Source organism: Rathayibacter sp. AY1F4, from assembly GCF_002931775.1.
Taxonomy (GTDB): Bacteria; Actinomycetota; Actinomycetes; order Actinomycetales; family Microbacteriaceae; genus Rathayibacter.
Window position 1 is genome coordinate 19,910 of record NZ_PSVE01000023.1, and the last position, 15,074, is coordinate 34,983.

Here is a 15,074-nt window from a genome sequence, read left to right on the forward strand (position 1 = left end):
GCCGCACCGCACGTCCGATCGCCCTCGAGCCCTCCGGCTCGGGGGCGATCGCGGTTCGGGCGGCATCGGATGATCGCCGGTTAGCGGAGCGCGCCCTCCAACCGGGCGGAGCGCTCGCGCCGGAAGGTCGAGCAGCGAGGACCGGGCCCGCGCAGCCGCCGGTATCCGGCGACCGAATGGATCCGGATGTTGACGTCATCAGACCCTCGTGGAAGCCTGATGTTTGCGTGAACATGCGCGAAGTCCCCGGTGCAAAGGAGCACAGCATGACGTCTCGACCACGAACGGCCGCCGCGGCGGTGGCCGCGCTGCTCGTCGCAGCACTCCTGGGAGCAGGAGCGCAGTCGGCCTCGGCCGCCGTGGCCACGGATCCCGACGACGGAGTGCCGCGCACCTCGACGCCCGTGACCTACACCGACTACCCGGCGGTCCAGGACCCGGGCAGCACCGCGGCCGGCTACTTCCAGCCCTACTGGTACGACACCGACGGCCGCCACATCCAGGCGCACGGCGGCCAGATCGTCACCGTCGAGGAGGGCGGTCAGCAGGTCCAGTACTGGTACGGCGAGGACCGCACGAAGGGCTACTGGAACAGCCCCGGAGTCGCGGTCTACCGCTCCACCGACGGCCACAACTGGGAGAACAAGGGCACCGCGCTGCGCAGCGTCTCGGCTCCGGCCGACCTCGAGGCCCCCTACTTCGACGCGCTCTACGACACCGTCGACGACTCCGGAGCCCCTCGCGCCGACCGCATCGCGGAGCTCGACTACCACCTCGACACGACGCAGGCCTCGCCGAACACCGCCATCTTCGAGCGCCCCAAGGTCCTCTTCAACGAGAAGACCGGCAAGTGGGTCATGTGGTGGCACTCCGACGGCCGGACCACGCCGGGCGGCAGCACCTACGCGCGCTCGATGGCGGGAGTCGCCGTCTCGGACAGCCCGACCGGGCCCTTCACGCTCCAGGGCGTCTACCGCCTCTACAACCGCACGGACTACAAGGCCTGCACCACCTCCGCCGTTCCCGGGCAGGCGCGGGACATGACCGTCTTCCAGGACGAGGACGGCACCGCGTACATCTCCTACTCCTCCGAGGAGAACTACTCGCTCTACGTGGCGAAGCTCGACGCCGACTACACCAACGTCGAGCGGACCACCACGACCGACACCCTCGACGCGAACCAGTACTCGGCCGACGGGACGTACCCCTACGTCTTCGCCGACGGTGCGGTCGGAGCACCGGTGCGCGGCACCGACTTCCAGATCGTCAAGGAGTGCGGACACCTCGAGGCGCCCGCGATCTTCGCCAACGGCGGCAAGTACTACACGATCGCCTCCGGGGCGACCGGCTGGGCGCCGAACCCGCAGACCTACTACACCGCCGACTCGATCCTCGGCGCGTGGACCCGCGGAGTCGAGAAGGGCGACGCCGACGAGAACGTCGCGTACAACGCGATCCCGGAGGGCGGCGACGGCCTGCTCTCGATCGGCGACTCCCGCAAGACGACCTTCGGCTCGCAGTCGACGAACGTCCTCACCCTCGCTCCCGGCAAGTACGTCTACATGGGCGACCGCTGGAACGAGGGCAAGTCGGACTCGACCTACGTCTGGCTCCCGATGACGGTCGGCGAGAACGGCCGCCTCGAGATGCGGAATCCGGCTCAGGAGGACCCGGCGCGCTGGGGATCCGGCTGGAACCTCTCCTACTGGGACGACAAGGGGGTCGGCGAGGGCGTCTGGTCGGTCGTGGACGCCCGTCTGCCGAAGCAGGTCCGCCGCGGCGCCGACATCGCCGCCGCGCTCCCCTCGACGGTCTCGGTCTCGAGCAACGGCTCGACCCGCGACGTCGCCGTGACCTGGGCCGCCCCCGGCCCCGCCGAGCTCGGCACGGTGCAGGTGACGGGCACGCTCGCCGCCGACGCCGGATTCTCCTCCGGTCGCCGCTTCACCCGCACGATCGAGGTGGCGGAGCCGGGCATCGCGAACCTCGCTCCCGGAGCGTCGGTCGCGGTCTCGAGCCGCACGGACCTCGCCGGCAAGCTCATCGACGGCGATGTGAAGGGCAAGGGCTGGGACGACTGGTCCTCGGCCGGCTACCCGCGCGACAGCCGCCTCTCCTTCTCCTGGGGCGCGGCGCAGAACCTCGACTCGGTGACGGTCAGCACCTACAAGGACGGTGCGACCGCGACCTGGCCCTCGAGGATCGAGGTCGAGTACCAGGTGAACGGCGCATGGACGACCTCCTCGGTCGCCACCACCCTCAGCCAGGCCGCGACCGGATCCGCCCCGACGGCGATCCTCGACCTGTCCTCCCTGCCCGACACCACGGGCCTCCGCCTGCACCTCACCAGCGCGGCGAACACGTGGCAGTCGGTCTCGGAGGTGCAGATCTGGGGCACCGCGCCGCCGACGAACGTCTGCCGCGTCCCCGGAGCCGCGGTCTCGGCGTCGTTCAGCCAGACGAAGTACGCGACCCTCCCCGCGAAGAACGCCTGCGACGGCAACGTGAGCACCCCCTGGTCGACCTGGACCGACGGCACCTTCGCCGGCAGCGCCGAGTTCACCCTGACGAACACCGAGGCGCACCGCGTCGCCGGGCTCACCTTCACCAACACCGAGGGCACCCTGGCGTCGGTGAGCGTGGCCTACCGCGCCGAGGACGGCACCTGGAAGCCGACCACCGCGCAGAACGTCGCTCCGGCGGCGAACGGCACGCTGACCACGATCCCGTTCGCGGCGGTCTCGGCCACCGGCCTGAAGCTGACCTTCTCCACGCCGGGCTCGTTCCTCAAGATCGGCGAGATCGTCGTCCCCGAGGCGGCCGCCCCGGCGCTGACGGTGCCGGTGACCGTGACGGCGCGCTGCGTCGCCGGGAAGGCGGTGCTGACTGTCCTCGCCAAGAACGGCGGCACCGCTCCGATCGACGTCGCGATGGCCTCGGCCTACGGCTCGAAGACGGTCACCGGGGTGGCCGCAGGTGCGAGCGGATCGGCCGCGTTCACCACCCGCCTGGCGAGCATGCCGGGCAGCCAGGTGACGGTGACCGCGACGGCGGGCTCCGAGACCCTCGCGCAGACGGTGGCCTACCCGGCCCGCGTCTGCTGAGCGCACGGCGACCGGTCGTCCGGTCGTGACGGAGGAGGGAGTGCCCGCGGGCGCTCCCTCCTCTGCGTGTGCGGCGCATTATCCGACGCGCAGGGCGAGTGCGGGCTCGATGTGCGCGGCTCAGGGCTCCAGATGCCGAAGGACGTGCCGGGCCTGAGCGGGAGCGCCGTCACGTCGATCTCCGCGGGCGGGAAGGAACGGCCGCTCCCCCGCAGGCGCTCCCCGAGAAGGAGATCGGTCGAATGATAGATCCGGCTCAGCGCCGCCTCGTCGAAGAGGTGGGCGCACGAGCATGGCCGAGCCCGCTGGCGCGCTCGGCGGCACTCCACCCGGAAGCGGGGGTGCAGAGCACTTCGCGCTCCTGGTACTAATCACAGGCGGGCGCATCGCAGAGCCCGCAGAACTGGACCGTCCGTGACCCGCACCACCCGCGCTCTCGTCGCGTTCGTCCCGACGACGACCCTCGTGCTCTCCGTGGTGTTCGCCTCCGCCGCCCTCGCGCCCGAAGCGATGACCGCCCCGGAAGCGGTGTCGACGCCGACCGCCGCCTCGCCCGCGGAGGATGCGGCGGCGACTGCGGACCCCTCCGTTCCCGATGCGGGATCCGGCGCCTCCGACCGCCGCTCCTCGAGCCCCTCCCCCGCGGACCCCGTCGAGCCCGCGCAGCCGACGACCGGCTCCTCTTCCGCAGACCGGCCCGCCACAGACCCGCCCGCCGCAGACCGTCCCGCCGACTCCCCCTCCGCCACTCCGCCCGACGCCGCCGATCCGCTCACCGGCGAAAACCCGGTCCGCACGCCGCCCCTGCTCCACGACCTCGACGGAGTGGACGTCGACGTCGACATCACCCCTCCCGCGCAGCCCGGCTCCCTCTCGCTCTCCGTCGCCGCCGACGCCGTCGACCTCGCCGAGTCGGGCTCCACCGCCCTCCAGCGCCGGTTCACGGGCGGGCTGCCCACGGTCACCGTCACCGACTCGCGCGTCGCCGCGCAGAACGATTGGTACGTCCTCGCCTCGGCGAGCGCCCTCACCGGCCCGAGCGCCTCGATCGGAGCCGACCACCTCGGCTGGACCCCGCGCCTCGTCGCCGGCACCGGCGCCGTCGCGGGCGATCCGGTCGTCTCCTCCCTCGAGGGCGGCGCGGGCCTGCGCGACGCGCTGCTGCTCGGAGCCGACGGCGGGGTCGGCACCTGGAGCGCCGACGCCGAGCTGCGGCTGCTGGCCGAGCCGAACGTCGAGGCCGGCTCCTACCGCTCGACGATCACGCTGTCGCTGTTCGCCTAGGCGCGGACCAGCGCAACGGCCGGGGACCGCGCCCCGCGGTCACTCCTGAGCGACCGCGACCGCCACGACGAGCGCGGAGTGGACCGCCGGCTCCGAGACGGCGAAGTAGCGGCTCGAGCCCTCGATCCAGGCCTCGGTCGCACCCTCCCTGGTGCGGAAGCGGACGGGCTCGTCGCTCGAGGTCCCGCGCCCGTCGGCCTTCGCGACCGCCTGCGAGCGCAGGTCGGCGAGCACCTGCTCCGCCGTCGTCGCCCCGGAGGCCACGCGGTCGCGGACGCTGCGGGCGCGCACCGCGTCGATCCCGATGTCGCGTCCGGTCGCCAGCGCCGCGACCACCGCGCCGTCGCAGTGCGCGATGCTGATCCGCATCCGCTCCAGCGCCGGGTGCTCGCCGCGGAGCACCGGACGGCCGTGCGGTCCGGAGCAGCGCTGGCAGCGCGCGTCCACGGCGACCTCGAGGGGATCGATCCCGAGCGTCTCCGCCGCCAGCTCGCGCACGAGGACCCGGCCGAGGAGGAAGCCGTCCCGGACCTCGCGCCGACTCGTCGCCTCGTAGCGCAGGCGCTCGGCGAGGGTGAGCAGGCGCAGCATCCGGTGGCGGGCGGAGTCGAGGACCTCGGGCCGCGCCCAGCGCAGCTGCACGTCGTCGGTGGCGAGGAGGGGGAGTCCGGTCATGCCCCGGACGCTACGCACGCCAGGCGACATCGGCGTGACGGGAGGGTGGCCGGAGGGAGACGGGCCGCTGTTGACTGGGAGGCGTGCAGACCTTCCTCCCCTACCCCGACTTCCACCGCAGCGTCCGCGCCCTCGACGGCAAGCGGCTCGGCAAGCAGCGCGTCGAGACGCTGCAGGTCATGCGGGCGCTGACCGTCCCGGGGTACGGCTGGCAGAACCACCCCGTCACGCGGATGTGGCGGGGCTACCGGCCGGCGCTGATGACCTACCAGCGCGAGACCTGCGCGGAGTGGACGGAGCGCGGCTTCGCCGACACGTGCCTCGTGAAGACCGAGGAGGCCCTCGCCGCCGCCCCGGAGGATCTCGCCGCCTACCTGACCGGCGACTACCCGCTCCCGCCGTGGTTCGGCGACGAGCGGCTGCACCTCTCGCACCGCTCGAAGCTCGTGGCCAAGGACGAGGACCACTACGGCCCGCTGTTCCCCGGCACGCCGCCGGGGCTCGACTACCTCTGGCCCGTCAGCGCCTGAGCTCAGGCCGCGGGCGGGCGGAGGAACGGGATCGCGATGCGCGGACGGAACACCTCGCGCTGATTCGCCTTCACCAGTCCGCAGATGATCAGCACGAAGTGCACCAGCCAGAGCACGGCGAACAGCGTGATCGGGATGCCGATCGGGTAGAAGCCCTTCGCCAGCGGGGTGTCGGAGGCGGCGAAGAGCAGCACGACGTGCGCGCCGAGCGTCACGACCCCGATCAGGATCACCGTCAGACCCCAGTTCGCCGCGTTCCGCGCGTTCTCGGCGGCGAGCCCGCCCTTCCTCCGGGCGGAGGGGTACACGGACGCCATGACGATGCCGCCCACGATGAGGCTGAGGAACGGGATCCCGATGAACGCGAGGAAGCCGAGAGCGTACGAGAGGGCGCCCGTGGGCGGTGCGGGGACGGCCTGCGGAGGCGCGACCGGAGCGGCCTCCGGGGTCGTCGCGTCGGCCGGTCGGGGGTCGGAGAAGGGGCTCGCCATGCCGACAGCCTAGGGAACACCGTCCCCCGGGCGGCGGTCAGGGTCTTTTCAGGCCTCTGGCCGGGCCTTCGTCTTCGAGGGCTCTCGGGTTAGTCTGTCGAGGTTGACCTGCCGTACGGAGCGTGCAGGGCGTCGGCCGCGGTCGTCGCAGCATCCGGGGGGATTCGCGAAGGAGAAGGTTTGGCGTCCGACAGAAGGACCACCGGTGGTGTGGTCAAGGCGATCGTGGGCTTCCTGGGCATGAGCGTCGTGGCCGGAGTCCTCGTGACCGCCACCGTCACCCCGGCCGTGGCGCTCGCCGGAGTCGCCGCGAACCAGTCGATCGGCGTCTTCGACGGCCTGCCCGACTTCCTCGAGGTCGACAAGCTCTCCGAGAAGAGCAACATCTACGCGACCGGCTCCGACGGCTCCCCGCAGCTGCTCGCCTCCTTCTACGTCGAGAACCGCGTCGAGGTGCCGCTCGACCGCATCGCCCAGGCCGCCAAGGACGCCGCCGTCTCGGGTGAGGACCCCCGCTTCTACGACCACGGCGGAGTCGACCTCCCCGGCACCCTCCGCGCCGTCGCGCAGACCTACGTGCTCGGCAACGACGTGCAGGGCGGATCCTCGATCACCCAGCAGTACGTGAAGAACGTCCTCGTCGAGAAGGCCGTCCGCAACATCTCGGACGACGCCGAGCGCGCGGCCGCCATCGACGAGGCCACCCGGACCTCCCCCGAGCGCAAGCTCCGCGAGATGAAGCTCGCCATCGGCCTCGAGAAGCAGTACACCAAGGACCAGATCCTCCAGGGCTACCTCAACATCGCGTTCTTCGGAGGCACCACCTACGGCCTCGAGACCGCCGCGAATTACTACTACGCGACCTCGGCCGCGGACCTCTCGATCGCCCAGGCCGCGAGCCTCATCGCGATCGTCAACAACCCGGCCGTCCTGCGGATCGACCAGCCCGACAACCCGGACAACGGCGCCGCGAACGGCTACGCCCGCAACAAGGACCGCCGCGACTACATCATCGGCAAGATGCTCGAGGAGGGGAAGATCTCGCAGGAGGACCACGACGCCGCCGTCGCCACTCCGATCGAGCCCCGCATCACCCAGCCCAGCACCGGCTGCTCGACCGCGGGCAACGCGGGCTTCTTCTGCGACTACGTCACCAACGTCCTGAAGAACAACGAGATCTTCGGCGCCGACGAGGACACCCGCTGGACCAACTTCCGCCGCGGCGGCCTCGACGTCTACACGACGCTCGACGTCGGCCTGCAGGACGCGGCCGTCGCCGCCGTCGACGCGCAGGTCCCGCAGACCTGGAACTTCGACGTCGGAGCCGTCTCGGTCAGCGTCGAGGTCGGATCCGGGCGCGTGCTCGCGATGACGCAGAACAAGAAGTACTCGCAGGATCCGGACGTCCTCACGACGGACCCGTCCTACAGCGCCGTGAACTACAGCACCGATCGGGCCAACGGCGGATCCTCCGGGATCCAGCCGGGCTCGACCTACAAGCTCTTCACCCTGGTGGAGTGGCTGAAGGAGGGCCACAGCATCAACGAGTCGGTCGACGGGACGCGCAAGTCCACCTGGGGCACCTTCACGGACTCCTGCGTCTCCGGCGGCACCGACACGAGCAACGAGACGAGCGCGAAGAACGACGAGGGCGGCACCGGCGAGGTCGGCACCCCGGTGTCCTTCACGAAGACCTCCCTCAACACCGGCTTCGTCGGCATGGCCCGCGAGCTCGACCTATGCGGCATCCGCGACACCGCGGTCGACATGGGCGTGAAGCAGGGCAGCGGCGAGGAGCTCGAGCACAACCCGTCGTCGGTGCTCGGCACGAACTACGTCTCGCCCCTCTCGATGGCCGGCGCCTTCGCCACCATCGCCTCCGGCGGCACGACCTGCGACCCCGTCGCGATCGACCGCATCACCGACTCCGCCGGAGCCGACCAGCCGGTGCCCCCGGCGAACTGCCGCCAGTCGATCGACCGCAACGTCGCCGCCACCGCGGCCGTCGCGCTGCAGGCGACCTTCACCGGCGGAGGGACGGCCGTGGCCTCCCGCACCGGCGACGGCGTTCCGCTGATCGGCAAGACCGGCACCACCGACGATGCGAAGGCCACCTGGATGACCGGAGCGAGCACCCGCGTCGCGACCGCCGTCGGCGTGTTCAACGTGAAGGGCGACGCGAACCTGCGCCTCGGCCGCTACTCCTTCGACTCCGGATCCGCCGCCACCGCGCGCCACCGCATCTGGCCGGTCGTCATGCGCGCCGCCGACGCGACGTACGGCGGGACGGAGTTCCCGGAGGCCGACGGCTCGCTGCAGGTCGTCCCGAAGGTCGACATCCCGGATGTCGTCGGACTCTCCTCCGCCGACGCCGAGGCCAAGCTCGAGGCGGCCGGCTTCGGCGTCGTGCAGGGCGGCACGGAGGCGAGCGACGCCGCGGTCGGGACGGTCACCCGCGCCGACCCGTCGGGCTCGGCCCCGCGCGGCACCGCGATCACCGTGTTCACCAGCTCCGGCAACCAGAAGACCGTGCCGAACGTGACGGGCCAGGATCTGGAGGCCGCGAAGAACGCCTTCGGCGCCGCAGGCTTCACGAAGATCACGCTCGCCTGCGCCGAGGACCCGAAGGCGCCCGACGCCGGCCAGGTCACCGGGCAGGAGCCGGCCGGCGGCTCCCCCGTCGCTCCGGACGCCACGCTGAAGGTGACGATCACCGCGAAGAAGTGCCCCTGACCGGCGCCTGACGGCTCGCGAGAACGCGTCCGGCCCGCGAGGATCCTCGGATCCCGCGGGCCGGACGCGTTCCTGTCGGACGAGGGCGTCGGAGCCGGGGCTACTGCCCGCGGCCCCGGATCGCGCCGACGATCGCGACGGTCGCGAAGTAGACGATGAGGGCCAGCACGCCGAACGAGGCGAGCGCCCCGCTGGCCTCGGCCCAGGGCCGTCGCTCGTCCGTCATGGTGCCGGGCATGACGATGTCGAGGGCGAACATGCCCACCGCCAGGGCGAAGCAGACGAGGCTCAGCACGAGCAGCGCCCGGACCGCCTTGCCCACGGGGTCGTAGTAGCGCGGGTTCGACATCGTGCCTCCGGTTCTCGTGCTCTCGTGTCTATCCCGCCGGGACCGCTGTGGCAAGCCGTGAGGACGCGGAGACCCCCGCCCCTCCCCCTCCGCGGGCGCCGCTCGCGACGACGGGCGGTGCCGTCGTCACGAGCGGTGTCTCGCGGGAGGAGGAGGGACGGGGGTCGGAGCGGGACCGGCTACGCGGCCAGCGGGAGGGCGGCGGCCGAGGTCACCAGCAGCTCGCCGCCGACGGCGTCGACGCGGACCGCGCCTCCGTCGGAGACCTCGCCGCTGACGAACAGGTCGGCGATCCGGTCGTCGATGGAGCGCTGGACGAGCCGGCGCAGGGGCCGGGCGCCGTACTGCGGCTCGTAGCCGTTCTCGGCGAGCCAGTCGACGGCCGCCTCCGTCACCTCGAGCGTCACCTCGCGGGGAGCGAGGCGGGAGCGCGTGGTGTCGAGGACGATGCCGACGATCTCCCGCAGCTGCTCGCGGCCGAGGCGGCGGAACAGGACGATCTCGTCGATCCGGTTGAGGAACTCGGGGCGCATCGCCTCGCGGAGACGGCCCATGACGCGATCGCGCAGGTCCTTCTCCGAGGCGAAGCCCTCGGCCGACGCGTCGCTCTGAGCGACGAAGCCGAGCGCACCCGACCGCGAGGCCAGGAACTCCGAGCCGAGGTTCGAGGTCATGATGATCACCGTGTTGCGGAAGTCGACCGTCCGCCCCTGGCCGTCGGTCAGACGCCCGTCGTCGAGCACCTGCAGCAGCAGGTTGAACACGTCGGGGTGCGCCTTCTCGATCTCGTCGAAGAGGACCACCGAGTACGGGTTCCGGCGCACGCGCTCGGTCAGCTGACCGGCCTCGTCGTAGCCGACGTACCCGGGAGGGGCGCCGACCAGCCGCGAGACCGTGTGACGCTCGCCGAACTCGCTCATGTCGAAGCGGATGACCGACTGCTCGTCGGCGAAGAGGGAGCCGGCGAGGGTGCGCGCCAGCTCCGTCTTGCCGACACCGGTCGGGCCGAGGAAGAGGAACGAGCCGACCGGGCGCGAGGAGTCGCCGAGGCCTGTGCGGCTGCGGCGGACGGCCCGGGCGACCGCGGTGACCGCGTCGTCCTGGCCGATGACCCGCTGGTGCAGCTCGGTCTCGAGGTGCGCGAGGCGCTCGCGCTCCCCCTCCGTGAGCCGCGACACCGGGATGCCGGTGGCGCGGGCGATGACGGCGGCGATCTCGGTCTCGCCGACGACCGCCTCCGCGGGGGCGCTGCCGGTGGCCGCGTCGAGCCCCGCCTGCACGGCGCTGATCTCGTCGCGGACGCGGGACGCCTCCTCGTAGTGCTCGGCCGAGACGGCCGCGTTCTTGTCGGCCTCCAGGGTCGCCAGACGCTCGAGCAGAGCTCCGGTGTCGACGCCGGCTCCGAGGCGGAGGCGGAGGCGCGCGCCGGCCTGGTCGATCAGGTCGATCGCCTTGTCGGGCAGCACGCGGTCGGTGAGGTACCGGGCCGAGAGCTCGACGGAGGCGCGGAGGGCCTCGTCGGTGAAGCGCACCCGGTGGTGCTCCTCGTAGGCGGGGCGCAGGCCGTGCAGGATGGCGACCGCGTCCTCGATGCCGGGCTCGCCGACGCGGACCGGCTGGAAGCGCCGCTCCAGTGCCGGGTCCTTCTCGATGGTGCGGTACTCCTTGAGCGTGGTGGCGCCGACGAGGTGCAGCTCGCCTCGGGCCAGACGCGGCTTGAGGATGTTGCCCGCGTCCATGCCGCCCTCGCCGCCGCCGCCCGCACCGACGACGGTGTGGACCTCGTCGATGAAGACGATCAGCTCGCCGGAGTGCGCCGCGATCTCGTCCATGGTGCCGGTGAGGCGCTCCTCGAAGTCGCCGCGGTAGCGGGTGCCGGCCAGCATGCCGGGGAGGTCGAGCGAGATCACGCGCTTGCCGCGCAGCTGCTCGGGGACCTCCTCCGCCACGATCGCGCGGGCCAGGCCCTCGACGATGGCGGTCTTGCCGACGCCTGCCTCGCCGACGAGCACCGGGTTGTTCTTGGTGCGGCGGCTGAGGATCTCGACGGTCTGCTCGATCTCGTCGGCGCGCCCGATGACCGGGTCGAGCCGGCCCTCGCGGGCGAGAGCGGTGAGGTCGGTGCCGAACTTGTCGAGCATCGGAGTGTCGGAGGCGGGCTGTCCCGCCTCCTGCTGCTGCGGGGCCTCGGTCTCGCGCATGCCCTGGGTGAGGGCCTCGGCGGTGACGCCGGCGCGGGCGAGGACCTGCCCGGCGGGGGCGTCCTGGCCGAGCACGAGCGCGAAGAAGAGGTGCTCGGGCTCGATGTAGGTCGAACCGCTGGAGCGGGCGACCTGGAAGGCGTGGAACAGCGCGCGCTGCGCGCTGGGGGTGATGGTGGCCGCGTTCTGCGAGGCGTGGGCCTCGTCGGCGTGCGGGAGGCGCGCCTCCGCGGCGGTGGCGATGGCGGCCGGGTCGACGCCGATGCGGCGCACGGCCTGCGAGACGGTCTCGTCGTCGATGAGCACGCGGAGCACGTGCAGGGCGTCGAGCTCGGTCTGGCCGCGCTCGAGGGCGAAGCGTCCTGCGGACTGCAGGATGTCGCGGGTACGGGCGGTGAGGAATCGGCTGAGGTCGATCGACCGCGCCGCGCGGGCGCGCTCACCGTCGAGGTAGCGGGCGAGGAAGTCGTCGAACGAGCTCGCTCCGGCCTCGCTGTAGTTGTCGGGCACCTGTCCTCCTGAGGAAGTTGAGTCGGTTACGCTCAAGTTCAACGCAGGGGTGCCGTTCCTATTCCCGCCCCTCCCCCGCCGCGAGATGCCGCTTCGGTCCACGGCACACCGCGGCGGGCGTTCCGACCGGCGTCTCGCGGGGACGGGAAGAGGCACGGACTCCGGGGAGTCCGTGCCTCTCTGCGCCGACGCGCATTTCCTCCGGGGTGGGAGCTCTAGGGGACGAGGTAGCCCGCCGCGCGGAACAGCTCGTACCACTCCGGCCGCGTGAGCGGCAGATCGGAGCCGAGGGCCGCATCGCGCACGCGCTGCTCGTTGGTCGTGCCGAGCACGACCTGCATGCCCGCCGGGTGGCGGGTGATCCAGGCGGTGGCCACGGCGATCGCCGGGACCTCGTACGTCGCTGCGAGCCGGTCGATGACGGCGTTCAGCTCGGGGTAGGCCGGGTTGTCGAGGAAGACGCCGGTGAAGAACCCCGCCTGGAAGGGCGACCAGGCCTGCACGGTGATGTCGTTCAGGCGGCAGTAGTCGAGGATGCCGGCGTCGCGCATGACGGACTGGTCCTCGCCGACCATGTTGGAGGCGACGCCCTGCGCGATCAGCGGCGCGTGGGTGATCGAGAGCTGCAGCTGGTTCGCCACGATCGGCTGGTTCAGCGACTTCTTCAGCAGCTCGATCTGGTACGGCGTCTGGTTCGAGACGCCGAAGTGCTTCACCTTGCCGGACGCGTGCAGCTCGTCGAATGCGCGGGCCACCTCATCGGGCTCGACGAGCGCGTCGGGCCGGTGCAGGAGCAGCACGTCGACGTAGTCGGTGCGCAGCGCCTTCAGCGAGCCCTCGACCGAGGCGATCAGGTGCTCGTACGAGAAGTCGAAGTAAGGGCCGTCCGGGACGATGCCCGCCTTGGTCTGCAGGACGACCTGCTCACGCTCCGACGGGGTGAGCGCCATCGCCTCGGCGAAGCGCTCCTCGCAGCGGTGCAGCTCGCCGCCGTACACGTCGGCGTGGTCGAAGAAGTCGATGCCGGAGTCGCGGGCGGCGCCGATGAGGCCGCGGATCGCCTCGTCGCTCATCTCGGGGATGCGCATGAGGCCGAGGACGACGTTCGGGGAGTCGACACCGGAGGTGCCGAGGGGGACGTGCTTCACAGGGAGTGCTCCTTCGTTGGATACCTCGTCCACGGTAGGCGCCCCGCCTGGGCGCCGTCCAACAGGGGGCGCTGGTGCGATTCATCCGGCGGAGTGGTGAATCGGCGGAGGGCGTTGAGGATGCCGGACGAACGTGGTGCCGCGACCCCGGTTCCGCGGCAGGGAGGGAGTCCTTCGTCGTTCGTCCTGACTTCTGAACGGCTTGTCCGCACATCGCGACGGTGGAAGGCTGCCGCCATGACGATCGAGGTGCGCGCGGCCACCGTCTTCGACGACCTGGCGACGATGGTCGGCCCGAAGCGCCCCGACGCGAGCGTGTGCTGGTGCCTGAGCTACCGGCTCCGCTCCTCCGTCGAGAACCGGGCTCTCGCCGGTCCCGCTCGCGGCGCCCGGGTGCGGGAGCTCGTCGCGGAGGATCCTCCGCCCGGCGTCCTCGCGTACGACGGCGACGAGGTGGTCGGCTGGGCGGCGGTGCACCCCCGGACCGACACGAGCTACGCGACGAACCGGCGCATCCCGCACGTGGACGCCCTCGACGTGTGGAGCGTGTGGTGCCTCCGCGTGCGGCCCGGCTTCCGCGGTCGCGGGATCTCGCATCCGCTGCTCGAGGGCGCCGTCGAGTTCGCCCGGGCCCACGGGGCACCGGCGGTCGAGGGCTACCCGGTCGACAACGCCGGCACGGAGGTCGACCTGACGATGGCGTACGTCGGCACGCGCTCGCTGTTCGAGCGCGCCGGCTTCGAGAAGGCCGCGGACACGACCTCGGTGCTCGACGGCTTCCCCCGGGTGCTGATGCGCCTGGCCCTCTGACGGCGCCCACGACCGCCCCTCCGGCCCCGCTCCGCGAGACACCGTGGTGTCGCCGAGGCGCCGCCGGCAGGACGGCGCCTCGGCGACAGGGCGGCGCCTCGCCGGGTGCGGTGACCCGGCGCCCGCCCGCCGCCCGGAGACGAGGAACGGCCCCTCACCCGCGAGGGGAGGGGCCGTTCGCCGTGGAGGCCGGGACGTGGTGTCGACGCCTAGAAGTCCCAGTCCTCGTCCTCGGTGTTCACGGCCTTGCCGATCACGTAGGAGGAGCCGGAGCCCGAGAAGAAGTCGTGGTTCTCGTCCGCGTTGGGCGAGAGGGCCGACAGGATCGCGGGGTTCACATCGGTGACCTGCTTGGGGAACATCGGCTCGTAGCCGAGGTTCATCAGCGCCTTGTTGGCGTTGTAGTGCAGGAACTTCTTGACGTCCTCGGTCAGGCCGAGCTGGTCGTAGAGGTCCTGCGTGTACTGCGCCTCGTTGTCGTAGAGCTCGTAGAGCAGCGAGAACGTGTAGTCCTTGATCTCGTCGCGCTTGGCCTGGTCGACCCGCTCGAGTCCCTTCTGGAACTTGTAGCCGATGTAGTAGCCGTGCACGGCCTCGTCGCGGATGATCAGGCGCACGAGGTCGGCCGTGTTGGTGAGCTTGGCGCGCGAGGACCAGTACATCGGCAGGTAGAAGCCCGAGTAGAAGAGGAACGACTCCAGCAGCGTGGAGGCGACCTTCCGCTTCAGCGGGTCGTCGCCGCGGTAGTAGTCCATCACGATGGACGCCTTCTTCTGCAGGTTCGGGTTCTCCATCGACCAGCGGAAGGCCTCGTCGATGTCCTGGGTGTTCGACAGGGTCGAGAACACCGAGGAGTACGACTTGGCGTGGACCGACTCCATGAACGCGATGTTCGTGTAGACGGCCTCCTCGTGAGGCGTGATCGCGTCCGGGATGAGCGAGACGGCGCCGACGGTGCCCTGCACGGTGTCGAGCAGGGTGAGCCCGGTGAACACGCGCATGGTGAGCTGCTGCTCCTGGTGCGTGAGCGTGTTCCACGACTGGATGTCGTTCGACAGCGGGACCTTCTCGGGCAGCCAGAAGTTGCTCGTGAGGCGGTTCCACACCTCGACGTCCTTGTCGTCCTGGATCCGGTTCCAGTTGATCGCCTGGACGGAGTCGACGAGCTTGAGCTTCTCGGGGGGAGTCATGATTCCTTCTCGCTGCTGCGGATGGGTCGTGCGGAGGGGGGTGGGGCTG

General features: G+C 71.4%; 11 protein-coding genes. 5 read left to right on the top strand and 6 right to left on the bottom strand.

What is annotated here, in order from left to right; all coding sequences use genetic code 11:
• Positions 1-266 precede the first annotated feature (266 nt).
• Together C5C59_RS13665 and C5C59_RS13670 are read left to right on the top strand one after the other, a co-directional pair.
• Complete coding sequence (locus C5C59_RS13665; protein ID WP_104238245.1) at positions 267-3,104, top strand: discoidin domain-containing protein; 2,838 nt, start codon at positions 267-269, stop codon at positions 3,102-3,104.
• 414 nt (positions 3,105-3,518) lie between these two features.
• The gene (locus C5C59_RS13670; RefSeq protein ID WP_104238246.1) at positions 3,519-4,388 is read left to right on the top strand and encodes a hypothetical protein; all 870 of its coding nucleotides are present in this window, start codon (positions 3,519-3,521) and stop codon (positions 4,386-4,388) included.
• Between the two features lie 39 nt (positions 4,389-4,427).
• Here the strand turns inward: C5C59_RS13670 and C5C59_RS13675 are convergent, their stop codons facing one another.
• On the bottom strand, positions 4,428-5,063 hold the full coding sequence (locus C5C59_RS13675; protein WP_104238247.1) for a 4'-phosphopantetheinyl transferase superfamily protein: 636 nt from the start codon (positions 5,061-5,063) through the stop codon (positions 4,428-4,430).
• Between the two features lie 83 nt (positions 5,064-5,146).
• Between C5C59_RS13675 and C5C59_RS13680 the strand changes: the two genes are divergently transcribed.
• Positions 5,147-5,593, top strand: a complete 447-nt coding sequence (locus tag C5C59_RS13680) for an MSMEG_6728 family protein (RefSeq protein ID WP_104238248.1) — start codon at positions 5,147-5,149, stop codon at positions 5,591-5,593.
• Positions 5,594-5,595: 2 nt separating this feature from the next.
• Here C5C59_RS13680 and C5C59_RS13685 read toward each other — a convergent pair whose 3' ends face one another.
• Complete coding sequence (locus C5C59_RS13685; protein ID WP_104238249.1) at positions 5,596-6,084, bottom strand: DUF4870 domain-containing protein; 489 nt, start codon at positions 6,082-6,084, stop codon at positions 5,596-5,598.
• 180 nt (positions 6,085-6,264) lie between these two features.
• Here C5C59_RS13685 and C5C59_RS13690 point away from each other — a divergent pair, with 180 nt between their 5' ends.
• Positions 6,265-8,817: a transglycosylase domain-containing protein gene (locus C5C59_RS13690; RefSeq protein ID WP_258062784.1), complete on the top strand. Its 2,553-nt coding sequence runs from the start codon at positions 6,265-6,267 to the stop codon at positions 8,815-8,817.
• A gap of 100 nt (positions 8,818-8,917) precedes the next feature.
• On the opposite strand, the gene C5C59_RS13695 is transcribed toward C5C59_RS13690, so the two are convergent.
• The 3 genes from C5C59_RS13695 to C5C59_RS13705 form a co-directional block, all read right to left on the bottom strand.
• Positions 8,918-9,166, bottom strand: coding sequence for a hypothetical protein (locus C5C59_RS13695; protein ID WP_104224361.1), 249 nt, complete (start codon positions 9,164-9,166; stop codon positions 8,918-8,920).
• Positions 9,167-9,345: 179 nt separating this feature from the next.
• A complete protein-coding gene (locus C5C59_RS13700; protein WP_104238250.1) occupies positions 9,346-11,877 on the bottom strand; it encodes an ATP-dependent Clp protease ATP-binding subunit in 2,532 nt (843 codons plus the stop codon).
• Positions 11,878-12,092: 215 nt separating this feature from the next.
• Positions 12,093-13,025 (bottom strand): aldo/keto reductase family oxidoreductase, encoded by a 933-nt coding sequence (locus C5C59_RS13705; protein WP_258062785.1) that lies wholly within the window; start codon positions 13,023-13,025, stop codon positions 12,093-12,095.
• Between the two features lie 237 nt (positions 13,026-13,262).
• On the opposite strand from C5C59_RS13705, the gene C5C59_RS13710 reads away from it, so the two are divergent.
• Positions 13,263-13,835: a GNAT family N-acetyltransferase gene (locus C5C59_RS13710; RefSeq protein WP_104238251.1), complete on the top strand. Its 573-nt coding sequence runs from the start codon at positions 13,263-13,265 to the stop codon at positions 13,833-13,835.
• 209 nt (positions 13,836-14,044) lie between these two features.
• Here the strand turns inward: C5C59_RS13710 and nrdF are convergent, their stop codons facing one another.
• On the bottom strand, positions 14,045-15,025 hold the full coding sequence (nrdF, locus tag C5C59_RS13715) for a class 1b ribonucleoside-diphosphate reductase subunit beta (protein ID WP_104224358.1): 981 nt from the start codon (positions 15,023-15,025) through the stop codon (positions 14,045-14,047).
• Positions 15,026-15,074 lie beyond the last annotated feature (49 nt).